Consider the following 23,688-nt stretch of genomic DNA (forward strand, 5'->3'; position numbering starts at 1 on the left):
AAATAAGTAAAGAATTACGCTGATAGGCCCGAAAAGGCTTGTCAGCGTTTTTTTTGGACGCTAAGTTATTGATCAAAGCGGCAGCCCTTTTGCAATAAGGCTTGCGGCTAAATTAAAACCAAAATGGAACGTACAGTCATCAGAAGTAGTCACAGATGACACATAGGGGAAAAACAGTGAATAAAACACAACTAGTAGAATCAATCGCAGAAAACGCAGACATCTCTAAAGCTTCAGCTGGCCGCGCTCTAGACGCATTCATCGAAGCAGTTGGCACAACGCTACAATCTGGTGACCAAGTTGCACTTGTTGGCTTTGGTACTTTCAGTGTTCGTACTCGTGCTGCTCGTACAGGTCGTAACCCAAAAACTGGTGAAGAGATCCAAATCGCAGAAGCTAAAGTACCTGGCTTCAAAGCGGGTAAAGCACTTAAAGACGCATGTAACTAATTTTCACTGCTGAAACCTCCATTTAAGAGGGGAAGGCAGTAAAATGCGTTTACTGTTTGAAAAATGATGTTTCATTCTTAAACAGTATGTGTACAAAGCACATTGAACTTATTTAAATTATGCGCATCCTACTGATGCGCATTTCTTTTTCTGATAATATCGCGTGAATAGATTTTTATTTTGAAGCCAATGCTTCATATCCGGAGAGCACTTAAATTATGATGGATCGATTACGCGAAGGCGTGAATAGCATCGCGGTAAAAATTATCCTTGGGTTGATTATCCTGTCATTCGTATTCGCAGGTGTAGGCAGCTACATCACCGGTGGCGGTAACAACGCAGCAGCTAAAGTTGGCAACACAGAAATTGCTCGTGGTGAGTTCGAACAGGCTTACCAAAACGAACGTAATCGTATGCAGTCTCAACTTGGCGATTACTTCGCGCAAATGCTTGCAGACCCTGCTTACGTAGAGTCTTTCCGTAAATCAGTACTTGATCGCATGATCAATGACGTACTGCTTGAGCAGCAAGCTGAGTCTCTAGGCCTACGAATCAGTGATTCTCAAATCCGCACCATGATTCTAGAAATGCCTCAGTTCCAAACGGCGGGTCAATTCGACCAAGAAGTTTACCAATCGGCACTACGTCGTGCAGGTTTCAGCGCAGAGAGCTTCGCTGAATACATGCGTCGTGACCTTATGCGCAACCAGCTTGTGACTGCACTTCAAGGCAGTGAATTCGTTCTTCAGGGCGAAATCGATACTCAGAGCAAGCTTATCGCACAAACTCGTGACATTCGCACAGTGACACTGTCTGTTGCTGACCTTGCAAAAGACATCGAGTTAACTGACGAGCAAATCGAACAGTACTACCAAGAGAACCCAGCAGCTTACACTCGTCCAGAGCAAGCTAAGGTATCTTACATTGAGCTTTCTGCTGAAGCGCTTAAGTCTCAGCTTGAAGTAAGCGATGAAGAAGCACAGAAATACTACCAAGAGCACCTAGACAAGTACTCAACGGAAGAGCAACGTAAAGTTAGCCACATCCTAGTTCAAGGCGATGACGAAGCGAAAGCTCAGGCAATCCTAGACGAGCTAAATGCAGGCGCTGATTTTGCTACGCTAGCGGAAGAGAAATCTGACGACTTCGGTAGTGCAGACGTTGGCGGTGACCTAGGTTGGATTGAGCGCGATGTTATGGACCCTGCATTCGAAGACGCGGCTTTCGCTCTTGAGAATATTGGCGATACTACTGGCCTAGTTAAATCTGATTTCGGCTACCACATCATCAAGCTAGACGAACTAAAAGCGTCTCAAGCTCAGCCTTACACTGAAGTAGCGGCAGAGATTAAGACAGAGCTTCTAGACCAACACGCAGTTGATCAGTTCTACGAGCAACAAACTGAGCTAGAAAAAGTAGCGTTTGAATTCCCAGATTCTCTAGTTGATTCTGCAGAAGCTATCAACGCGAAGATCACAACGACAGATTTCATCTCTCAAGTTGACGCTCCAGAAGTTCTGATGACGCCTGCAGTTATGCAAGCTATCTTGAGCCCTGAAGTGAAAGAAGACGGTCTAAACTCGGAAGTTATCGAAGTTGCACCTGAGCACGTAATTGTTGTTCGTGTAGAAGAGACTCGTGATGAGACAGTTCTTCCTCTAGCTGAAGTGAAAGATCAAGTTGTCGCTGCACTGTCTGCTGTACAAGCAGAGCAGCAAGCGGTTGAGCTAGGTGTTTCTCTAGTGAACGAACTTGAGCAAGGCAATGAAGCAGTACTAGCGGACAACAACCTTGAGTTCACTGAACTTGAAACGATTGACCGTAACTCGCCATTAGCGGCATCTGTATTCGCTCTAGCGAAACCAGAAGCAGGTCAAGCTGTGTTCGGTCAATCTAAAGACCAAGACGGTAATATCGTTGTTGTTGAGCTTTCTAAAGTAACGGCTGAGATCAACCCAGCCTACAGCACTCAAATTGGTGCACAGTTGGAGCGAGTTGGTAACCAGCAAGACCTGACTAACGTATTAAACGTACTTCGTAAAAACGCAGACGTTGAATACTACGTAGTGGGTCAAGGTCAGTAAGCGTTTGATTACCTCAGTAGCAAGCTCAAGTTAGAGCTTACTACTGAAATCAACACGTGATTGTTAGGCTTTAATTCAGATTTGTGAGCCAACAAACAAGCTGATGAAAATAAGATGTATAACGAAGCGGGTCACTTAGGTGATCCGCTTTATTTTTATCTGGTGATAGTGTTATCTAGCGCGGCAAATGCATAAGTTACGTTTTTTGAACAAAGGAACTATTTATGCGCACGATATATTCAACACTAATTCTTTCATTTCTGATGCTCTTAAGCCCTGCCGTGTTTGCAGACAGCCCAACCAAGGCTGAGCTTTACGAAGGCATTGAGATTACGGTCAACATCAATACCGCGACGGCAGAAGAACTTTCAGCACTATTGGTTGGCGTGGGTGACAAGAAAGCCAAAGAAATCGTCGATTACAGAGATCAGAACGGGGCATTTACTACTGCTGATGATTTGGTGAGTGTCAAAGGGATAGGTGAAGCGACGGTTGAAAAGAACCGCGAAAGAATTCAACTTTGACCCGTTTTTCTACTTGTTAGAAATGAAGCGATAGATATGAAGCCTCCGGCCAATGCACCTGCTAGGTGGGCTTCAATCGCGATACGAGCATTAATCAGTTCACCAGTCGTGCTAGAAGGGCCAATAAGCTGCTCCCAAGCGATTTTAGCGACTAATCCGAATACTAACAGCCAACTAGACTTCCTGCCGTTTAAAGCCTCTCTGAGCGCGAATAAGCCAAACAACCCATGCAAAGTGCCCGATAGGCCAACGTAGATCTGAATACTTGAAAACAACAGAGCGACGCCAGTCACTAAACTGATCACAAGCAAAGCAACAACAAGCTGTTTTTTACTCGGTTGAAACAGGTAGCTGATGATCCACAAGCCTGCTAGATTCATCAGAAGATGCGAGTAGTTGGTATGTGAAAAGTTTCCTGTTAGGATTCGCCACCATTGCCCATCGGCAATCGCATTGCTATCCCAAACGACCCAAGCTTGTATTGGCTCAAATTGGAATAAGACGCATAAAAGTGAAATGAAAATTAAAACAGGGTACACATTAAATCCATGTCTCGTTATTGCCCCCAATGCAGCAAGGCTTTGAAAGCTTGTATTTGTCAGTGGGTTACACCACTCGAATCGAATGTTGAGCTTATCATTCTTCAGCACCCATCAGAAGAGCATCGTCCGATGGGAACAGCGCGTATTCTCTCGTTATCTCTTAATAACAGCGTGACGTTTGTTGGCGAAGACTTTTCAGACAACGAACAACTCAACGCATTGTTGTGCGATGAACAGTATCAACATGTGATTTTATACCCAAGCGAAAACTCTGTTTCAGTTGAGTCGGCGACATCTCCCAATAAGAAGCTGCGTGTGATTTTATTGGATGGCACGTGGAAGAAAGCATTCAAGATGTGGCAAGTATCGAGTAACTTGCATGCGTTGAACACGGTTCATTTACCGAAAGATCTCAAGGGTAATTACCGAATTCGCAAAGCACCCAGTGAAAATAGCCTTTCAACCGTTGAAGCTGGCTATCATTTACTTAGCTTGTTAGAGCGTGATGGCGACTTTAGCCCTTTGCTAACGGCATTTGACCAAATGATTCAGTTTCAAATCAATCAAATGCCGCCGGGCGTGTTTGAGAAAAACTACTTAGATTAAGCCGTTTTAGTAAAGTGAGTCAGGAATTAAAACTCGGTATGAGCTGAGAACAGTTGCTGATGCATTTTCTGCGCAAGATCATCAGTCATCGATGAAATGTAATCGGCTATCACGCGCATTTTTCGAGACTCATCTTGATGTTGTAGCCATTGCTTCTTGATGGGCAGTGGCAGCAAGCGTTCAGGATCTGCGCTGAATGCTTCAAACATATCCATGATGATCTGTTGACCTTTGTATTCGATGACCTGAACCTGTGGCACTTGAATAACGAACTCGCTGACAAAGTGTTTCAGCTTATCGAGTGTGCCGTCCATGCTCGGCTCGAGCACCGCATTGTAAGCCAACAGTACATTCTCAAAGTTAGCCTCCACTCGCTTAATCGAGATACTGGTCAACAGTGCGTTGACTATCCCACCAATCGCATCCTTTCGACGATACTGTTCACCAGAGAAAAGCATCTCTGTAATTGAATCTAGGTGTTCACAAATCCATGGGTCGGCCATCTCTTTCAGTTGAGGGTAAGCCGATTCGACCCACTGAGCTTTGGTCACAGAGCCAAGCACAATCGCATCTTCTAAATCGTGCACGCCATACGCGATGTCGTCAGCAAGTTCCATGATCGAACAATCCAGTGACTTATATTTGGTCTTGTTGTGCTCAAGTGGCTCGGTATGCGTTTTTCTTTTCTGTTTTAGGAGCTGTTGGTCGCTGCTTGAAAGCGGTTCAAGCACCCAGTTAAACAACTCTTCATCATGATCGTAGATGCCTTTTGCTGGCATCCAATCTTTAGCTCGGAGTTGTCGTTGATGCTTAACGGGTTCAGACTGCAATTTAGCTTGAACCTCACTCAGCAGAGAAGGGTACTTAATTAGACCTAACAAAGTGCGTCGAGATAGGTTCATCCCGTGATGTTCAGTGTAAGGTTCTAGCTGTGTGACTATGCGAAACGTTTGAGCGTTGCCCTCAAAGCCGCCGTGGTCGCGCATCATGTAGTTGAGTGCGACTTCGCCGCCATGTCCATAGGGTGGATGACCGATGTCGTGAGCCAAACACAGTGAATCAATCAAACTGTCTGAGGGTAATAGGTCTCGAAATTCGGGCTGCTTTTTCTTCAGTTGAGCGACGATACCGGTGCCAAGCTGAGCGGCCTCAAGAGAGTGGGTAAGGCGCGTTCGGTGAAAGTCGTTGACCGTGGTGCCATGGATCTGGGTTTTCGCTTGTAAGCGACGGAAAGCAGCAGAGTGAAGCACGCGCGCACGGTCACGCTGATACGGGCTGCGGTGGTCATCCCGTCTTATTTTATGTTCATCGTCATTTCGATGCTGCCATTCTTGTTCGAGTACAAAGGGTGGTTCGAGTTGAGAATTCAAAATAGCACCTATCAAATTGATTTTATTTAGCTAATTAAAAACAACTTATACCCAGCTAGCTTATCTCGTCTAGTGATAATTCAAAGCTCGGTGCGAATGTGGTGAGAAAGTAGTCCATTTCTGGGCTTTTGCGTTGTTCGAGTGTCTCTTCCAATCGGCGCTTGGCTTGCTCGTATTCATGATTGCCCGCACTGAGCTCTTCCAAGCATTTCAGGTACGCACAGATAGTATCTGCCTGCTTGACGATGCTTTGCTCTTCTTTACTCGCAGTACCAGATATTAAGAAGGGGGCGAAGTCGTCTCTGAACTCTTCTGGCAACATCGAAAGCAGTCTTTGTTCTGCCGCGGCTTCTATCTTCTTATACTCTTGTGCAATGTCCGGGTTGTAGTATTTAACAGGCGTTGGCAAATCACCCGTCAGTACCTCACTGGTGTCGTGGTACATGCCAAGCAGAGCAATGTGCTCGGGGTTAAGCTGACCATCAAACTTCTTGTTTTTGATCAGTGCCAAGGCGTGTGCCACGAAAGCAACCTGTAGGCTATGTTCTGAAATGTTCTCGCTTGATACCGAACGCATCAGGGGCCAGCGTTGAATTAGCTTCATGCGTGCGAGATGGGCAAAGAAATGGCTCTGTTTCATAAATGTCCTTATAGTACCAATCGTAGTAAATAACTGGTCATCCTAGCTTGTTAAAAAACTCGATAACTATGTTAGAATTTTTGATTGTAGAATAACTACTTATCGAAGCTGCTTGTCGAAAATAGCTGCCTTGTTCTCAAGCTTTTTCCCTACGCTATTTCTGAACACTTACTTACTGTGATTGGTATAAACAATACTCCACTCGTATCTTGTGTTTGCACAGGGATACGAGACAGCGGATACAAAAAAGGCTCCTAAACAGGAGCCTTTTAAGCATAGAAGTGAATGAATACAAGTTAAAGTCTTTTAAAACAGCAAATTGTAGCCATCTTTCTTTGTGCTCATTAACCTTCGATGAGGTCGTCTTGGCTGTAAGTCTGTAAGAAGCGCTCTAAACGACCAATTGCGATTTCTAGATCTTCGATGTGCGGCAGAGTCACGATACGGAAGTGATCCGGTTTCGGCCAATTGAAGCCCGTACCTTGAACCAATAGCACCTTCTCTTGCTTAAGGAAGTCGAGTACAAACTTCTGATCGTCTTTGATGTTGTACATGTTGGTGTCGATTTTAGGGAACAGGTACATTGCACCTTTCGGTTTCACACAAGAAACGCCAGGGATCTTGTTGATCAGTTCCCATGCACGGTCACGCTGTTCAAGCAGTCGACCGCCTGGAAGAATCAGCTCATTGATACTCTGATAGCCACCGAGTGCGGTTTGGATAGCGTGTTGCATCGGAACGTTGGCACACAAACGCATTGAGGCCAGCATTTCTAGCCCTTCTACATAGCCTTTCGCTAGGTGTTTAGGGCCTGTTAAGAACATCCAACCACCACGGAAACCACATACACGGTAAGCTTTAGATAGGCCGTTGAACGTGACCATTAATACGTCTTCAGCAAGCGTTGCCACTGAAGTGTGTACCGCACCGTCGTAAAGTACTTTGTCGTAGATTTCATCGGCGAAGATGATCAAACCGTGCTCACGAGCAATCTCAACCACTTGTAATAGGAAATCACGGCTGTATACCGCGCCTGTTGGGTTGTTCGGGTTGATAAGAACGATGCCGCGCGTCTTTGGTGAGATCTTCGCGCGCATGTCGTCTAAATCTGGATACCAATCAGCATCTTCATCACACATGTAGTGAACCGGTGTACCACCAGAAAGCGCAACAGACGCTGTCCATAGTGGGTAATCCGGAGCGGGAACTAAGATTTCATCACCATTATCCAGTAGCGCTTGCATAGACATAACGATAAGCTCTGATGCGCCGTTACCAATGTAAACGTCTTCTACATCAAGGTTACGTAGGCCTTTTTTCTGGTAGTGCTGAACAACCGCTTTGCGGGCTGAATAGATGCCTTTCGAGTCGCAGTAACCTTGAGATGTCGGTAGGTTACGGATTACGTCAACAAGGATTTCATCAGGGGCGTCAAAACCAAATGGGGCGGGGTTACCAATATTAAGCTTCAGTATTTTATGCCCTTCTTCTTCCATGCGCTTAGCATGTTTGAGTACAGGCCCCCTGATTTCGTAGCATACGCTGTTGAGTTTTGACGACATCCCGATATTTTGCATTGCCGATTTCCTGAAATTAATTTAAATACTTTATTAAAGTACCGCAAAATGGCGTTTGATAGAATAAAAATCTGATGAATGTCGCATTTCAGTGTCACGTTTAGCCTTTTTGTTGTCACTCTTTTCTAAATTTTAATTAATCGCTTTCTTGGTTATTGGCTAAGATGAATAAAGGGGCGGGATCGCTTAAAATCACAGGAATGTTGAAAAGATATAGTACATTCTTGATCTAAGTGGGTACTGCCCATAAAGTATCAAACTAATATAATAATAATTTAGATGTGAACGAGGTCGATTTGTCACATTTCCAGCAAACTATCTCCGCTTTGATTGAGCGAGTACAAAATGCCCAAGCAAGCGAAGTTCGTTGTGTTGAAGTTCTAACGCAAAAACCATCGTTTGCATTTATAGAATGGCTTCATGCTCAACCGCTCTTTCCTAAGTTCTACTGGCAGTCACGCGACACTCGTGAAGAGGTTGTTGCGCTCGGACAGTTACATACGTTTTCAGATCCTGCACCCGCGTACGCTATTCTTGGTGAAGACCAACGAATCTGGGGTGGACGCTCGTTTGATGGGCACACCGCAAAGAACCGTCGCTGCATGGAGTCGTTTTTCTTCCTTCCTCAGGTTGAATTGATCCGCTTTGACAATACTTGGTCGCTGGCGGTTAATTTGTCCCCTGATCGCGTTTCTTCTATTAATGCTTTGAATAAGCTTTCTGTAGAAGCCGCGATATTGGCGCCTTTGTCTGCCCATATTGAACAGATCAATCACGTTCCAGAAAGAGAGCAGTGGGGCAACCTTGTCGATAAAGTGCTGCAAGGCATTAGCGATGAAGAGTACAAAAAAGTCGTTTTAGCACGTAAAACCACACTGCAACTCGATGCGCCTATCTGCGCAGCTCAATTACTTAAAGCCAGCTATCTGCAAAATCACCACAGTTTCCACTTTATGTTGGTGCTGGATTCTAAACACAGTTTCATTGGCTCGACACCAGAGCGCTTATATAGCCGACATGGTATGGAGCTTGATACCGAGGCGCTTGCTGGAACCATTGGTCGCGGAGAGAACGCTACTGAGGATATGGAACTGGCCAACTGGCTTTCTCAAGACAGCAAAAACCTCAATGAGAACCAGTATGTGGTCGACGACATCATTGAGCGTCTCACTCCTCATTCTCAAACGGTCCATGTTGAAAAGGATGCGCGTCTAGTGCGCTTGCGTAAGGTGCAGCATTTGAAGCGCAATATCCATGCTCAGCTCAACAATGGCGTTAATGGTGTGCAGTTGCTTGCTGCCTTACAGCCAACTGCTGCGGTGGCGGGTTTACCTCGTAAAGAGGCGATGGATTTCATTCTTGAACACGAACCGTTTGCACGAGGTTGGTATGCAGGCTCTGTAGGCTATATCAGTCATCAGCGAGCGGAATTCTGCGTGGCGATTCGAAGCGCCTTGATTGTAAACGATCAAGTACAACTGTTTGCTGGCGCGGGGATCGTGCCGGGATCGGTTGCCGAACATGAGTGGCAAGAGCTGAATAAGAAGATGTCGACTCTGCTCAGTCTCATTTCTGATCACCCACCATTAGGTGTGGCGTCATGAATCACGACCAAGCTGTATTAAACAGAGTTTGGTGTAACACATTACTTGAAGAGCTTGCCCGCAGCGGTGTTGAACATGTTTGCATCGCGCCAGGCTCTCGTTCAACACCATTAACACTCGAAGCCGAAGCTAACTCTAAGCTAACCTTACATACGCACTTTGATGAGCGCGGGCTTGGCTTCTTGGCTTTAGGTTTAGCTAAAGCGAGCAACAAACCCGTTGCGGTGGTTGTTACTTCTGGAACTGCCGTAGCTAACCTTCTACCAGCGACCGCTGAATCTGGATTAACGCGAGAAAAGCTAATCTTGTTGACCTCCGATCGACCGATTGATTTAGTCGACTGTGGTGCCAATCAAGCGATTCAGCAGCAGGGTATCTTTTCGTCTCACGTTGAAACGGCACTAAACCTTCCAAGTCCAACGACACAAGTTTCTTTGAATTGGCTTTTGACGTCGGTTGATAACGCACTGGCGAAACAGCGCAGCGTCGGTGGGGCTATTCATATCAACTGTCCGTTCCCAGAACCGCTTTATTCCGCTAATAGCGCCGAGATGTATGCGGATTATACAAAGAGCGTGGCAGCTTGGAGAGCTTCAACCTGCCTTTACTCGAACACTTATTTGCCCAGTCATTTAATCGCTCAGCCTGTCTCAGCAAGTGATTATGTCGCTCGTAAAGGCGCAGTGATTATTGGTTCTATCGAGAATGAAGCCGCAATTAAAGCCAAGCAGTTTGCGACAGCTTTGGGCTGGCCAGTATTCTGTGACCCTCAATCAGGTGTCAGTAGTGACTGGAAACACTATGATTTATGGATGCAAAGTGACGCAGCCAAAGCACAGCTTAGTCAGTGTGATTTTATTATCCAGTTTGGTGAGCGCATCGTATCTAAGCGTCTTAACCAATGGGTAAAAGAACAAGCTGCCACATTTTGTTCATCGCAGTACATCGTTGTGTCACCGGATTCGCACCGAATCAACCAAGATCATCTGCCTCAAACCCATATCGTTGCTGATATCGAGTCATGGGTGTCAGAGCAGAATTTACCTACCTTGTTAGGTCAGCATGCAGGTTGGGCGGCACCTTTGGTCGAAATCGCGAATACGGTTCAACAATTAGCGTTGGCGCAAATATCCAACAATGACCAATTGACGGAACTCAGTGTTGCCGTTGACTTGTCGTCTAGACTTAAAGGCAGAGAGCTATTTGTGGGAAACAGCTTGATGGTAAGGCTGGTGGATATGCTGTCTTCAATATCTGCGAATCGGGTTTACAGCAATCGTGGTGCATCGGGCATTGATGGCTTGGTGGCGACGGCTGCGGGTGTAGTGAAAGCCAACCAGAACCCCTTATTGATGTTGATTGGCGATACTTCTTTGCTTTACGATCTCAACTCACTGGCTCTGCTGACTCATAATTTAACGCCGATGGTTATTGTTGTGACCAACAATGATGGTGGTGCGATCTTTGATTTATTGCCGGTGCCAGAGCAGCAGAAACAGTCACTTTATCAAATGCCTCATGGTTTCAGTTTTGAACACGCTGCTGCGCAATTCCAGTTGGGATACGCTGCGCCAGAAACCTTGAATTGCTATCAAACCATTATCGAACAACATTTCGAACAGGGTCAGGGTACCTTGCTCGTGGAAGTTAAGACGCCTCCCGAACAAGCGTCTACTTTGCTGAAACAATTCAGTTCAATGCTCACCGAGGCATTAGCCTAAGGACTTTACATGCTTTACTCCGATTATTACCCAGCTGTACAAGATTCTTCTGACAAACCTTTGCTTGTTTTCTTACATGGTTTACTCGGAAGCGGGGATGATTGGAGTGCATGTCATCCATTCCTCGAGGATTTTCCTCTCCTTTGCATAGATTTACCCGGACACGGACAAAGTCGCTTTATCGATCCGGTAGGGTTTGATCATTGCTGTAAGAAAATTGTCCAGTGCATCACATCCCAACTGGCTCTCAACGATCTTCCTGCCGATTATCCTATCGTGGTGATTGGGTATTCTATGGGCGGAAGGCTTGCCATGTATGGGGTGACAAGCCCTTGCTTTGAGGCACTCAACCTAGAGAAAGTCATCATTGAAGGTGGCAACTTTGGCTTGGAATGTGATGAAGAAAGAGCACAAAGGTTAGTACACGATACGCAATGGGCTGTTCGCTTTGCACAGCAGTCGATTGAAGATGTTTTAGACGATTGGTATCAACAAAGCGTCTTTTCTTCACTAAATCATGAGCAAAGACAAACTTTGGTCATAAAGCGTAGTGGTAACCTTGGAGTATCCGTAGCAAATATGTTGTTATCTACTTCGTTAGCTAAGCAACCGGATTTACGTGCCACATTGAAATCTCATGAGCATTTATTGCATTATGTATGTGGAGAAAAAGATCGTAAATTCATGGAGCTAGCTGAGAATAGTGGCTTTGAATATAGTCAGGTGGATTACGCGGGTCATAATGTTCATTTTGAGCAACCAGAGATGTTTTCAAATCTGATCATCCAATGTATCGCCAGTCGTTGATGAACTGACTGAGCGAACCTCTCGTATCAAGCGCTATAGAAAGCAGAGCAACACCGTCGCGACTCTACGCTAGTCGCGCTCTCTAATAGAACAATGGGAATCATCATGGCTAAAACAGTAGGCATCACAGAAGAAGAACTTTACGCAGCCGTTAACTGGCGCGATGAAAGCAGTCAATATGAAGATATTCAATACCACAAGTCTGATGACGGTATTGCGAAAATCACGATTGCTCGCCCTCAAGTGCACAATGCGTTCCGTCCACAAACCGTAAAAGAGATGATCAATGCACTGGCTGATGCTCGTTATGACGAGAAAGTTGGCGTAATCATTTTGACTGGTCTTGGTGAGAAGGCGTTCTGTTCTGGTGGTGACCAAAGTATCCGTGGTGACTACGGCGGTTACCAAGATGACTCAGGTACGCACCACTTGAATGTACTTGATTTCCAACGTCAAATTCGCACTTGTCCAAAACCAGTTATCGCAGCGGTATCGGGTTGGGCAGTCGGTGGCGGTCATGTACTTCACATGATGGCAGACCTTACTATTGCAGCTGAAAACGCGCAGTTCGGTCAGACGGGTCCTAAAGTGGGTTCTTTCGATGGCGGTTGGGGTGCTTCTTACATGGCTCGTATCGTTGGTCAAAAGAAAGCACGTGAAATCTGGTTCTTGTGCCGCTTCTACGATGCACAAGAAGCACTGGACATGGGCCTTGTAAACACCGTTGTTCCTGTTGCTGACCTAGAAAAAGAGACAGTTCGTTGGTGTCGTGAAGTGCTTCAACACAGCCCAATGGCACTGCGTTGCTTGAAAGCGGCACTGAACGCTGACTGTGATGGTCAAGCAGGCTTACAAGAGTTGGCTGGTAACGCAACCATGATGTTCTACATGACAGAGGAAGGCCAAGAAGGCCGCAACGCATTCAACGAGAAACGTCGACCGGACTTCGACAAGTTCCCGCGTAATCCATAGTCTTTCTCCTCTTCAAAATGAGTCGCTAATAGCGGCTCGTTTTGTTTTGATGTTCCCCGTTTTTTAGGAAACTTTATGAACTCAGTGAATTCTCAGCGTCACGCTAAACTTTACCGTTATCAATTACCTATGGATAGTGGTGTGGTTCTTCGTGACAATAAGTTGAACAAACGTGTTGGCTATATCATCCAACTTGAGTGTGATGGTAAAACTGGTTTTGGCGAAGTTGCGCCTTTGCCCGGTTTTAGCCAAGAAGATGCCGAACAAGCTGGCATTCAGCTTCAACACGAATTAGAGCTTTGGAGCCACAATAAGCCTCAAACGCCTTTCGACGAGCTGTATCCTTCTGTCGCGTTTGGCTTTTCAATGGCGATGATGGAATTGCGAGGCGATCTTAACGCTCAAGGTAACTACCAAGCGGCGCCTTTGTGTACAGGCGATCCAGATGAACTGATTCCTGTATTGAATGAGATGGTAGGCGAGAAGGTCGCGAAAGTGAAAGTCGGCCTCTATGAAGCGATTCGCGATGGCATGTTGGTTAGCTTATTCCTTGAGTCGATCCCTGATTTGACTCTAAGACTTGATGCCAACCGTGCGTGGAAGCCAGAGAAAGCGAAGCAATTCATTAAATACATTTCGCCGTCAATGCGCCAGCGTATAAGCTTTATCGAAGAGCCTTGCCAAAAGCCAGAAGACAGTTTGGCCTTTGCCATTGACCATGGTGTGGCGATTGCGTGGGACGAGACACTGCAAGAAGCGGTGCGCAGCCCGGAATTTGATCTTAGCGACCTTACTGGTGTTAAAGCAGTCGTGATCAAGCCAACTCTTATTGGTTCTGTCGAGCGTTGCGTGGCAATCATTGAGCGAGCACAGAAGCTTGGAATGAAACCTGTATTGAGCTCAAGCATTGAGTCGAGCCTAGGTCTGACTCAGATTGCTCGTCTGGCGCAGCAATATTTGCCAAATGAAGTGCCGGGGTTGGATACGATTGGCTTGTTCAAGCAGCAGCTAGAGGTTTCTTGGCCGGGCTGTCAGTTGCCTGTCTCTACGCTTGAAAAGCAACAATTGATTTGGTCTTCTTAGACCGAGCTATTTGAATGGCTATTTAGTTAGCTTAACAAGTTCTTAATCTATTTTTGGTTATCATATGATGCGCCCACGATCTAATCATCCCCCGCTCTGGGTAAAGTGGGCGCAGCAAAACCCACTTCAACCAGCGTTAGTGACCACTCACCGCACTTATACTTGGCAGCAAGTGTTTGTGTTGGTTAGTGAGTACCAACAACAGCTATCTCATCAAGGCCTATCTGAAGGTGATGTACTGACGATTGTTGGTAAGAATCAAGCTGAAGTGATCCCTGTTTATCTTGCCGCACTCAATTTGGGTGTGGTTTGTGCGTTTACGATGCCTCAGCCTAGTTTACGCCTGAAGCAAAAGCTCGATTCCTTATATCAAGCAGATCAACAGAGCTACCTTTGGCTCTTGGGCAATAGCGGAATAGAGCAATCAGAGACTGCCGATTTGAATACTCAGTTGGTGACCTTGCCTTGCCTAAGTGAACTGAAGTTTGATGGTGATGATGAGCAGATAACGACACCTCAAGAATCCAATTTCAATCCGCAAAATCTAGCGAGCATCGTATTCACTTCAGGTTCTACCGGAAACCCAAAAGCGGTCGCTCATACACTTGAGCAGCACCTATGCTCTGCGTCAGGGCTGCTTGAGGTGTTTCGTTATCAACAAGGTGACACGTGGTTACTGAGTTTACCTATGTACCATGTGTCGGGGCTGGCGATAGTTCATCGTTGGTTGGCGGCTGGTGGTTGCATCAAAATAGGCACAGGTCAGCTTGAAACCGATATAGAAGAATGCAGTCATGCTTCATTGGTCGCTACTCAACTACATCGATTGTTAAAGAGTAAGCAAGCACTTACTTTAACGCATGTACTTTTGGGTGGTAGTCATATACCAGAAGCACTTGGGCTCGAAGCTCAACAAATGGGCATCGAAACATGGCTTGGATACGGCATGACTGAAGCGGCTTCAACCGTGACCGCGAAGCCCGTTGATGCCGGCAGCACCGCCGGTTTTGTCCTTAACCATCGCCAGCTAAAAATTGAAGAACAACGTATCTTTATTGGTGGCGAGACGCTCGCGTCCGGGTATTACTATCAAGGTAACTTAACGCCATTAGTTGATAAGAGCGGTTGGTTTGATAGCAAAGATCTTGGTGAGTGGCTTGGCGAACAAGTGTCGATTATTGGCCGTGCCGACAACCAGTTTATTTCTGGTGGTGAGAACATTCATTGCGAAGAAATTGAGCGAGTACTCAATCAATTGTCTGAGGTTAATCAGGCTTTTATTGTTCCCATTGAAGATGATGAGTTCGGATTTCGACCTGCAGCGATTGTCGATTGTGCTGAGTTGCCAACCAAAGAGTGGTTTATCGAGCAGTTAACTGGTCGTCTTGAACGGTTCAAATTTCCTATTGAGTATTATCGAATGCCTCAGCAGGAACAACATGGTATTAAGGTTTCGCGCGCTGGATTGGCGCAGTGGTTACAGCAGACTCGTTCTAAATAGAGCGAAGAGCAATAAAATGAAGCGCAATACACGGTGACTAGTCGTAATTGCGCTTCAGGGGGTTGTGACGGTGGTGAAGCCGTCACAAATTCTAATTATTTATCGTGTCATTCAAGATTTGGCGTTAAGCGAGTGCCTTCTTCATTTGTTCAGCGACTTTATCTACCTTACCTAGACCAATGATAACTTGTAGACCACCTTTCCCAACCGGTACCACACCTGCCGCACCGAGTTTCTTCAGTTTCTCGCTGTCTGCTGCACCTGAGTCTTTCACAGTTAAGCGTAGACGAGTAATACAGTTATCGACTTCTAGAATGTTGTCTGCACCGCCAACCGCTTCAATGTAGCTGTTGGTTAGGTTAGCCAATGCTTCTGGCGTTTCAGTTTCTTTTTCTGCTTCCATCTCTTCACCACGACCTGGAGTACGTAGGTTGAACTTAATGATAGCGAAGCGGAAAATACCGTAGTAAAGCGCGAAGAACACCACACCTTGAACCAGTAGCATGTACCAGTTAACCGCGAGTGGGTTTTGGCTTGATAGTACTAGGTCAACGAAACCAGCAGAGAAGCCGAAGCCTGCCATCCATTCCATGCTTGCTGCAATGTAAAGCGATAGGCCTGTTAATACTGCGTGCAGTAGGAACAACACGGGTGCTAGGAACATGAAGCTGAATTCTAGTGGCTCTGTGATACCCGTGAAGAATGAAGCCATAGCTGCCGCAAGCATGATTGCGAATACTTGGTTTTTGTTTTTCGCATCAGAACAGTGATACATCGCCAATGCTGCTGCTGGTAGGCCAAACATCATGATAGGGAAGAAGCCCGCTTGGTACATGCCAGTTTTACCTGGAATACCCGTACCGTTAGCGATAGATTGCGCGCCGCCTAAGAAGTTTGGAATGTCGTTAATACCAACAACGTCGAACCAGAACACAGGGTAAAGAGCGTGGTGCATACCTACTGATAGGAACAAACGGTTGAAGAAACCAAACAGACCAGCACCCACCGCACCCATGCTTTCTAGTTTAATACCCAGAACGATCAGAGCGTCGTAAACAGCTGGCCAGATGTAAAGTAGAGCAAAAGAGAGAGCCATACCTGCGATTGAGGTCAGGATAGGAACCAAACGCTTACCGCTGAAGAACGCTAGAGCTTGAGGAAGTTCAACCGTTGAGTAGCGGTTGTAGATCTCAGCAGAGATGATACCCACAATGATACCTACGAATTGGTTGCTGATTTTGCCAAATGCCGCAGGCACTTCACTGAGTTCAACATCCATTAACTGAGCAACAGAGCCCGGAGCAAGTAGCGTGGTGACGACGAGGAACATCACAAAGCCAGACAGTGCCGCAGAACCATTCTTATCACGGCTCAAACCAAATGCGACACCCACCGCGAATAGAACCGCCATGTTGTCGATGATCGCGCCACCAGATTTGATCAAGAATGCGGCTAAGATACTTTCAGAACCCCAACCAACAGGATCCAACCAATAGCCGATCCCCATAAGGATTGCTGCAGCTGGCAGTGTGGCTACGGGAACCATCAATGCCTTACCTACTTTTTGCATATACCCGAGTATATTCATATGTGCCCCTAAGTTTGTAATTAATTTTTTTAATGTTTCTGCTCGTCAACGTATGGAGTCAAATATTGATCGAGGCAGGATTTTAAGTAACTGCGGTTATTAAAAACTTATTTCTTAATGCAAACAAACGAAACGGGTAGTAGTATGAATTAATATTTTTAATGCATGAGTTCGTATGGCTAACCATCAATCTTTACTTAGAAATCTTCATACTTTTAATGTTGCTGCAGAGAAAATGAGCTTTACGCTAGCGGCTAGAAAGTTGCATTTGACTCAGGGAGCCGTTAGCCATCGAATCAAAGTGTTAGAAGGTGAACTCGGATTTAACTTGTTTGTGCGAGGGACTCGTAAACTGGAACTAACGGAAGAAGGTCAGCGCTTTCAACGAACGTTATCCAAGTCGTTAAGCTCTATTTTTGGTGAGATCGAAGACATTACCAACACAGACTTGTATGGACAGATCAATATCGGTACCAGTCCTGCATTTGCCAACAGTTGGTTACTGCCGAGGTTGGCTGATTTTAAACAGCGATACCCAAAGTTTAATCTCAATATTTTCTCGCAAGAAGAGCAGGATTTTCATCAAAATCATCTCGATGTCGCTATTTACTATGGTGCTGAAAATCTCAAAGACATGCATCGACAGCGCCTGTTTGGTGAAAAGTATATTCCGGTATGTACACCGAGTTATGCGGCTGAACACGACATCTTTGATGATGGCTTAGAATCGCTGCACCGGATTAATTTCATTCATGCACTAGGGTCAGATGTATGGCAGCGTTGGATTAAACACCACGGCTTAGATGTGAACTTGTTTGAGCAATTTTACTGTGTGAGCCACCGGGATATGGGCGTAAGAAGTGCCCTCAGCAATATCGGTGTCGCGATGGGGCGCTATCATTTTGTTAAGCAGTATGTTCAGACTGGTGAGCTGATAACACCTTATCCGAGCATGGATACAGACCAAGGGTATGACTTAATCTGCCCGTTAGGCACGGAAAAACGACCTAAGGTAAGAACCTTTATTAAGTGGTTAGAAGGGCAGTTGCGTTAGGTTAGTTAATTTAGCAATTAGATAGTTCAAAACAGAATTTATTATCTTTATAACCATCCATCATAATAAGCCATATAAATAACGGATTATAGAATAAGGTCTTATTATGAAAATTGCCCTCATCATTGCGGTTTTACTGCAGATAGGCCAAGCGATCATCTCATCGGGGTTGACTCGTTCGTTGGCTGAGCTCACCGCATTTGTGTTGGTTGTGGTACTTGTTTTAATGAAAAGAGAGAGCAAGAAGAGTGATAAGCCCCTGTTTGATTCGTGATTGTTACAACAAAGAATACCCTTACCACAAACGATAAAGGCAAAGCCCATTAGAGCTTTGCCTTTTTGTTTTGTTGCTCGCTAACTTGAGTGTCTAGTTCACCGAACAAACATCTAAAGCGTTTCTATGCGGGCTAAGCGAGAGTTAACCACGCCAATGAACCCGTTGAGATCATGACCCACATTGTAATACCAAACATCAGTGGTTTCGGCCCTGCCGCTTTTAACTTCTCAACTGAAATACCACAGCCAATTAAGAACAAACACACGACCAGTGCTCGCTTAGACACATCAAAGATTCCTTGATAGACCATCTCAAATTGTGGCAGTAAGTCACTCACCGCGATAGCGGCGCAATAGAAGAAAATGAAGTAGGGAACCGTAATCTTCTTTTGATCGTTCTTGAAGATCATCGCACTAATTAAAGCGATTGGGATGATCCAAAGTGCGCGAGCGAGCTTCAATGTTGTCGCTGTCGTCAGTGCTTCTTCGCCATACGCTGAAGCTGCACCTACTACAGAAGACGTATCGTGAATCGCTATCGCTGCCCAAGTACCAAATGTTTGTTGGCTGAGCTCAAGCGCGTGACCAATCATCGGGAATAAGAATAGAGCAACCGAGTTCAACACGAATACGGTGGCTAATGCCAAGCCAATCTGTTCATCGTCTGCTTTGATCGCGGGTGCCACTGCTGCTATCGCGCTACCACCACAAATCGCGGTACCAGAAGATATAAGATAGCCCGTAGTGCGGTCTAGCCCCATTTGTTTCGCCAAGAACCAACCAATGACTAATGTACCGATAATCGTCGTTACAATGAGCCCAATACCATCGCCTGTTACTGCTAATGCTTTTTCAAACTGAATACCAAAACCCAAGCCAACAATAGAGTAGGCCAGTAGCTTTTTGGTAAGCTTGCCGACTTCCAAGTGTTCAGGGACTAATCCTAAACTAGCAAGCAGGAAACCGATAACCAGGGCTGTCGGTGAGCTAACCCAAGGCGTTAAGCAAAACAGTGCAGCAAGATAAAATGGAACGGACTTTTTTAGGTTCATTGTATTTAGAGTCTTGTTTTGTTGTGGCGTTATTGTGATGAGACCACTATACGTTCAATAAAATGATAAGTAAGTCTAAATGAATTGAACAAACGTTAAGGAAAACTTAACGCTTGTTCAACTGATATGAATAAAGGGCTGGTTAACTAGCGTAATGATCCGCGAAGGTCAGAGACTGACTGTCGAAGCGTTTCACAAGAGGCTTGTTTAGGTGAAATCGGCTCGCCAGCTTCTATCTCTAGCTTAGTCCAGAAGCGAGTGGGTAACCCTTTGCAGGCACGGCCTTTGTAACGACTAAAGTAGCTACCCCATAATCCTTTAAGAGCCATAGGAATCACTGGGACAGGGGAACGTTTGATGATCAGCTCCATACCACGCATGAACTCAGCCATTTCGCCATCAGAGGTGAGCTTTCCTTCTGGGAAAATACACACGATGTGACCTTCATGCAGGGCACGCTCTACTTCTTTGAAAGCGTTTCGAATCGAGTTGCGGTTGGTCGCGGAGATTGGAATCACCCCAGCTCTTTTCAAGAAGCGTCGAATTGGCGGCAACTTGGTGTAATCCTCTTCCATCACAAAACGGATCAAGCGAGGGCAAACCGCACTCAGCAGCAGTGCATCCATATAACTCACATGGTTGCAGACAATCAACGCACCGCCCTTTTCTGGCAGGTGATGTAAGTTCTTATGTTTAACTCTGTACATGGTGTGAGTGACCACCCACGTAAAGAAGCGGAAAGCGTAGATAGGCACCTGATAAAACAGGTACAGCATCACCAAAGTGTTGCCCACTGCGAGCAAGATAAACAGCTGCGGAATTGAAAGATCTAGAACACTAAGGCAAACAATACCTAATACCGCACTTCCCACCATGAACAGTGAGTTGTAGATATTGAGCCCGGCAATCACTTGGGCACGCTCGTCGGGCTTGGCACGTAACTGCATCAGTGAATACAGAGGAACAATAAAGACACCGCCAGAGATACCCAGAAGCAGAAGGTAAGCAAACAGTGGCCACAGCTCTGAGTAGGTTACGAATTGATGGAAAGAACTAAAGTCAGGCAAAGACTCCGGGATGGATATCGCCATCAGAAGACCGAAGATCGAGATACCTAAGCTGCCCATTGGCACGATGCCGATTTCAATTCGGTGATTAGATAACTTATCGCAAGCTAAAGAGCCGATTGCAATGCCTACCGAGAATAGTGCCAGTAAAAAGGCGACGGAGCTTTCAGTGCCGTTTAGATGCAGTTTAGTGAAGTTGGGGAACTGAGTTAGGTAAGCCGCACCAAGGAACCAGAACCAGCTGATAGACATCAGAGCTTGAAAGGTCGGGCGATCTTTTTTGGCAATCGCAAGTGTCGCGCAGGTCAGTTTTACAGGTTGCCACTTTACTTTAAGATCTGGTGCATTACTTGGCGCATGTGGGATAAAGCAGCTTGATGCATAGCCAAGCACGGCGAACGAAACAATACACACCGCAGCAATGAGCTTCGCGCCTTCTTCAGATGCAATGATGCCTGCGCCTAGAGTACCAATCAGGATCGCTAAGAATGTACCTGTCTCGACGAGAGCGTTACCAGATACCAGTTCTTTTGTTTCTAACTGCTGTGGAAGCAGGGCGTATTTCACCGGACCAAAGAAAGCACTCTGCGTTCCCATAAGGAACAGGAGCAGAAGTAATATCCCGTAGCTTTCGTAGATGAATCCGATCGCACCCAGTGACATGATCACTACTTCGAGGAGCTTAACTTTACGGATAAACCACGATTTTTCGTATTTGTCGGCCAGTACACCTGCTAAAGCTGAAAATAGGAAGAAGGGCAGAATAAAAAGGCCAGCGGCCAAATTAATGAATAAATTGCTGGAAATAGGTAGCGTGTCTACGCTTGCGAAAGCAACAAACAGTAACAGAACATTTTTGAATATGTTGTCGTTAAAGGCTCCTAGAAATTGGGTAATAAAGTAGGGTAGGAACCTTTTTTGCGTTAACAGCGAAGATTGGCTGCTGTTGTTCATTGTCTTTCCTTGGATGATTACCAGTTGGTTAAGTAGTTTGAGACTAGGTTATTGATCAACTCTTTACCATCGATAGGCTCAGAGGCGAAAAATTTATCATCAACGCTAAGTAGAGTAATTCCGTGTACTCCAGACCATAATACACGGCTGGCTTTAACGACTTCGCTTTTCGTATGTTCAGGAGCAATCGCTACTAGCAACTGTTCTAGCATGCCTGTCATTCTATCGATGCGGTTCGATTGCCATTCAGGAAGGTTTTCACCGTTCATGTTGTGCTCAAAGATAAGCTGCCAACGGTGAGGGTGTCTCTGTGCAAAATCGTGGTAGCAGTAGGCAAGGTTGAATAGAGCTTGTTGAGGGTTGCTCGATTGTTCAACAGTTGCAGCGGATTCTGACGCCAGTTCATCTAATGTTTGAGCAACAACATGCAATAGCAATAGGTTGTAGTTGCCGAATACATTCACCAAGGTACTTGGAACATAACCAATCATATTGGCGATTTTGCGTAGACTTAACTCGTGATAAGAGTGCTCTTCTAAGAAGTCGGTCACCGTTTTTAAGGTTAATTGCACTAATTGTTCGCGAGTGTGATCGTTTCGTCTTGCCATGGGTACTTTCTATTAAATGAACATCGTTCAATATTTTAATGGCGCCCCAGAGTGCCGTCAATCCCTTCGCTAGTTTAGTAATCAATTAATAGCCGCAATATTATGATACATGTGTAAACGTCGTGAATATTTCATTGTTCTTTGTTAACGAGTATGATTAAGGTGTCGAAAGATAAAAAACCTATAAAGGATAATAATGAAACGATTTTTCTCACTAGTCGCGATCCTGTTGGTAACAGTCGCGGTGACGCCAATCGCGGAAGCGAAAAAGTTTGGTGGTGGTAAGTCATTTGGCAAAAGCTTTAAAACGGCTCCAGCACCAAAACAACAAAACACGAATTCGATCCGTCAAGATCAAACAGGTAAGAACACAGCAGCTAACTCTAGCAAGAAAGGCCTTATGGGCGGTCTGCTAGGTGGTTTACTTGCTGGTGGTCTTTTAGCTGCATTCTTTGGTGGCGCATTTGAAGGTATCCAGTTCATGGATATTCTGATTATGGGTCTGATTGCTTTCCTAGCGTTTAAATTCCTACGCGGAATGTTGGGCGCGAAGCAGGGCTCAATGAATCAGCAGAATGCACGTGGCCAACAGCCAGCATTCGGCGGCATGGGTCAGAACAAGTTTGAACAACCTAAGCAACAACCAAATGTTCATAACTTCGAGCAAACACAACCTCAATCACAAGGCGCTGCTGGTGGTTTCGGTTTTGGTGCACAAAGCGATGTTCCACATAACTACCCACCGGGCTTTGATCAAGCGGCATTCATCAATGGTTCTCGTGAGCACTACCGTACACTGCAAGGTGCATGGAATCACAACGAGCTAAACACGATTGAAGAATACGTATCTCCAAGCCTATTTGAAGACCTAAAAGCTGAGCGTAATAAGCTAGACGGTGATCAGCACACAGACGTAATGTACGTTGATGCTGAAATCGTTCGCGCAGACCACGATGGTAGCAAAGCACAGCTAAGCCTTCAGTTTAGCGGTCGTTACCGTGACACAGCGGATGGCGTTGAAGAAGATATCACTGATATCTGGCATCTAGAGCGTGACCTAACAACTAACAATGCACCATGGTTAATTGTTGGTATTCAAGGTTAATTCCAGGATTTAACTCAACATCAATAGGATGTAGTTATTCGGAATAACACCAAATAATAGAAAGCCCCTGCTGAGAAATCAGCAGGGGCTTTTTTGCGTCTAATGATATGTATCTTAGTTAAAGATTGGATTAACCTGAGACTAACTAACTGATTTTATTTGGATGTAATGAGTAATGACAAAGTTCTTTGAACCCGTATTGGAGCCTGAGGTTACTTTGCAGCAGAAACAGATAATTGCGAACGAATGCGAAGAACATATATCGACCCATTGTTTAGGCTGCGCTGCTTATCTGGCTTGTGAGCGTCATGCAGAAGTATGGGATCACTGATGTTTGAATGGGCTAGATCGCTTAGTTATTTGTAGGAGCGGGTTAGTGTTTAGGAAGTTGAGGGTTGTTTTAGAAGGCACGTTTAGTAAGAGATAAAGCTCAGAAACGAAAAAAGCCAACTCAATGAGTTGGCTTTTCGATTTTCCAATTAAGGAGAATATGGTGGAGGGAGA

The 23,688-nt window shown here is 45.4% G+C and carries 21 protein-coding genes; 13 read left to right on the forward strand and 8 right to left on the reverse strand.

The genetic code is table 11. The features are described 5' to 3' along the window. Positions 1 to 155 precede the first annotated feature (155 nt). From AB4133_RS10290 to AB4133_RS10300, 3 genes are all read left to right on the forward strand, one after another. A complete protein-coding gene (locus AB4133_RS10290) occupies positions 156 to 449 on the forward strand; it encodes an HU family DNA-binding protein (RefSeq protein WP_012604504.1) in 294 nt (97 codons plus the stop codon). A 218-nt stretch (positions 450 to 667) separates the two neighbouring features. Then, the gene (gene ppiD, locus AB4133_RS10295) at positions 668 to 2,533 is read left to right on the forward strand and encodes a peptidylprolyl isomerase (RefSeq protein WP_102429106.1); all 1,866 of its coding nucleotides are present in this window, start codon (positions 668 to 670) and stop codon (positions 2,531 to 2,533) included. A 224-nt stretch (positions 2,534 to 2,757) separates the two neighbouring features. Next, positions 2,758 to 3,057 (forward strand): helix-hairpin-helix domain-containing protein, encoded by a 300-nt coding sequence (locus AB4133_RS10300; protein WP_017060617.1) that lies wholly within the window; start codon positions 2,758 to 2,760, stop codon positions 3,055 to 3,057. Here the strand turns inward: AB4133_RS10300 and rrtA are convergent. After that, complete coding sequence (rrtA, locus tag AB4133_RS10305; RefSeq protein WP_017060616.1) at positions 3,048 to 3,596, reverse strand: rhombosortase; 549 nt, start codon at positions 3,594 to 3,596, stop codon at positions 3,048 to 3,050. The genes AB4133_RS10300 and rrtA overlap by 10 nt on opposite strands. Positions 3,597 to 3,605: 9 nt before the next feature. Here rrtA and AB4133_RS10310 point away from each other — a divergent pair, with 9 nt between their 5' ends. Continuing rightward, a complete protein-coding gene (locus AB4133_RS10310; protein WP_017060615.1) occupies positions 3,606 to 4,205 on the forward strand; it encodes a tRNA-uridine aminocarboxypropyltransferase in 600 nt (199 codons plus the stop codon). Positions 4,206 to 4,231: 26 nt separating this feature from the next. Here AB4133_RS10310 and AB4133_RS10315 read toward each other — a convergent pair whose 3' ends face one another. The 3 genes from AB4133_RS10315 to AB4133_RS10325 form a co-directional block, all read right to left on the reverse strand. Then, positions 4,232 to 5,575 (reverse strand): anti-phage deoxyguanosine triphosphatase, encoded by a 1,344-nt coding sequence (locus AB4133_RS10315; RefSeq protein ID WP_017060614.1) that lies wholly within the window; start codon positions 5,573 to 5,575, stop codon positions 4,232 to 4,234. Positions 5,576 to 5,630: 55 nt separating this feature from the next. Next, entirely contained in the window at positions 5,631 to 6,215 is a 585-nt protein-coding gene (yfbR, locus tag AB4133_RS10320; RefSeq protein ID WP_017060613.1) for a 5'-deoxynucleotidase, read from the reverse strand. Between the two features lie 344 nt (positions 6,216 to 6,559). After that, entirely contained in the window at positions 6,560 to 7,792 is a 1,233-nt protein-coding gene (locus AB4133_RS10325; RefSeq protein WP_017060166.1) for a pyridoxal phosphate-dependent aminotransferase, read from the reverse strand. 296 nt (positions 7,793 to 8,088) lie between these two features. On the opposite strand from AB4133_RS10325, the gene AB4133_RS10330 reads away from it, so the two are divergent. The 6 genes from AB4133_RS10330 to menE all read left to right on the forward strand — a co-directional run bounded on the left by AB4133_RS10330 (position 8,089) and on the right by menE (position 15,480). Further along, a complete protein-coding gene (locus AB4133_RS10330) occupies positions 8,089 to 9,396 on the forward strand; it encodes an isochorismate synthase MenF (protein WP_017060167.1) in 1,308 nt (435 codons plus the stop codon). After that, positions 9,393 to 11,117, forward strand: coding sequence for a 2-succinyl-5-enolpyruvyl-6-hydroxy-3-cyclohexene-1-carboxylic-acid synthase (menD, locus tag AB4133_RS10335; RefSeq protein WP_372224367.1), 1,725 nt, complete (start codon positions 9,393 to 9,395; stop codon positions 11,115 to 11,117). Before AB4133_RS10330 ends, menD begins: the two co-directional genes overlap by 4 nt. Before the next feature lie 9 nt (positions 11,118 to 11,126). Further along, complete coding sequence (menH, locus tag AB4133_RS10340; RefSeq protein ID WP_102393523.1) at positions 11,127 to 11,924, forward strand: 2-succinyl-6-hydroxy-2,4-cyclohexadiene-1-carboxylate synthase; 798 nt, start codon at positions 11,127 to 11,129, stop codon at positions 11,922 to 11,924. A gap of 105 nt (positions 11,925 to 12,029) precedes the next feature. Beyond that, on the forward strand, positions 12,030 to 12,896 hold the full coding sequence (gene menB / locus AB4133_RS10345) for a 1,4-dihydroxy-2-naphthoyl-CoA synthase (RefSeq protein ID WP_017064079.1): 867 nt from the start codon (positions 12,030 to 12,032) through the stop codon (positions 12,894 to 12,896). Between the two features lie 75 nt (positions 12,897 to 12,971). After that, complete coding sequence (gene menC, locus AB4133_RS10350) at positions 12,972 to 13,979, forward strand: o-succinylbenzoate synthase (protein WP_372224369.1); 1,008 nt, start codon at positions 12,972 to 12,974, stop codon at positions 13,977 to 13,979. Between the two features lie 64 nt (positions 13,980 to 14,043). After that, complete coding sequence (gene menE / locus AB4133_RS10355; RefSeq protein ID WP_372224371.1) at positions 14,044 to 15,480, forward strand: o-succinylbenzoate--CoA ligase; 1,437 nt, start codon at positions 14,044 to 14,046, stop codon at positions 15,478 to 15,480. A gap of 124 nt (positions 15,481 to 15,604) precedes the next feature. Here the strand turns inward: menE and nagE are convergent, their stop codons facing one another. Further along, a complete protein-coding gene (gene nagE / locus AB4133_RS10360) occupies positions 15,605 to 17,050 on the reverse strand; it encodes an N-acetylglucosamine-specific PTS transporter subunit IIBC (RefSeq protein WP_017064077.1) in 1,446 nt (481 codons plus the stop codon). Positions 17,051 to 17,243: 193 nt separating this feature from the next. On the opposite strand from nagE, the gene AB4133_RS10365 reads away from it, so the two are divergent. Together AB4133_RS10365 and AB4133_RS10370 are read left to right on the forward strand one after the other, a co-directional pair. Next, positions 17,244 to 18,122, forward strand: a complete 879-nt coding sequence (locus AB4133_RS10365; RefSeq protein WP_017064076.1) for a LysR substrate-binding domain-containing protein — start codon at positions 17,244 to 17,246, stop codon at positions 18,120 to 18,122. Between the two features lie 106 nt (positions 18,123 to 18,228). Beyond that, positions 18,229 to 18,396: a hypothetical protein gene (locus AB4133_RS10370; protein ID WP_017068947.1), complete on the forward strand. Its 168-nt coding sequence runs from the start codon at positions 18,229 to 18,231 to the stop codon at positions 18,394 to 18,396. A 133-nt stretch (positions 18,397 to 18,529) separates the two neighbouring features. Here AB4133_RS10370 and AB4133_RS10375 read toward each other — a convergent pair whose 3' ends face one another. The 3 genes from AB4133_RS10375 to AB4133_RS10385 form a co-directional block, all read right to left on the reverse strand. Next, positions 18,530 to 19,450 (reverse strand): YeiH family protein, encoded by a 921-nt coding sequence (locus tag AB4133_RS10375; RefSeq protein ID WP_017060176.1) that lies wholly within the window; start codon positions 19,448 to 19,450, stop codon positions 18,530 to 18,532. A gap of 146 nt (positions 19,451 to 19,596) precedes the next feature. Next, complete coding sequence (locus AB4133_RS10380) at positions 19,597 to 21,471, reverse strand: MFS transporter (protein ID WP_065583688.1); 1,875 nt, start codon at positions 21,469 to 21,471, stop codon at positions 19,597 to 19,599. A 17-nt stretch (positions 21,472 to 21,488) separates the two neighbouring features. Beyond that, a complete protein-coding gene (locus AB4133_RS10385; RefSeq protein ID WP_048613073.1) occupies positions 21,489 to 22,079 on the reverse strand; it encodes a TetR/AcrR family transcriptional regulator in 591 nt (196 codons plus the stop codon). A gap of 196 nt (positions 22,080 to 22,275) precedes the next feature. Between AB4133_RS10385 and AB4133_RS10390 the strand changes: the two genes are divergently transcribed. Further along, the gene (locus AB4133_RS10390; RefSeq protein ID WP_017068945.1) at positions 22,276 to 23,184 is read left to right on the forward strand and encodes a Tim44 domain-containing protein; all 909 of its coding nucleotides are present in this window, start codon (positions 22,276 to 22,278) and stop codon (positions 23,182 to 23,184) included. The last annotated feature ends 504 nt before the right edge of the window (positions 23,185 to 23,688 follow it).

Origin of the sequence: Vibrio sp. 10N.286.52.F8, from assembly GCF_041468745.1 — a bacterium.
GTDB classification, from domain to species: domain Bacteria; phylum Pseudomonadota; class Gammaproteobacteria; order Enterobacterales; family Vibrionaceae; genus Vibrio; species Vibrio crassostreae_C.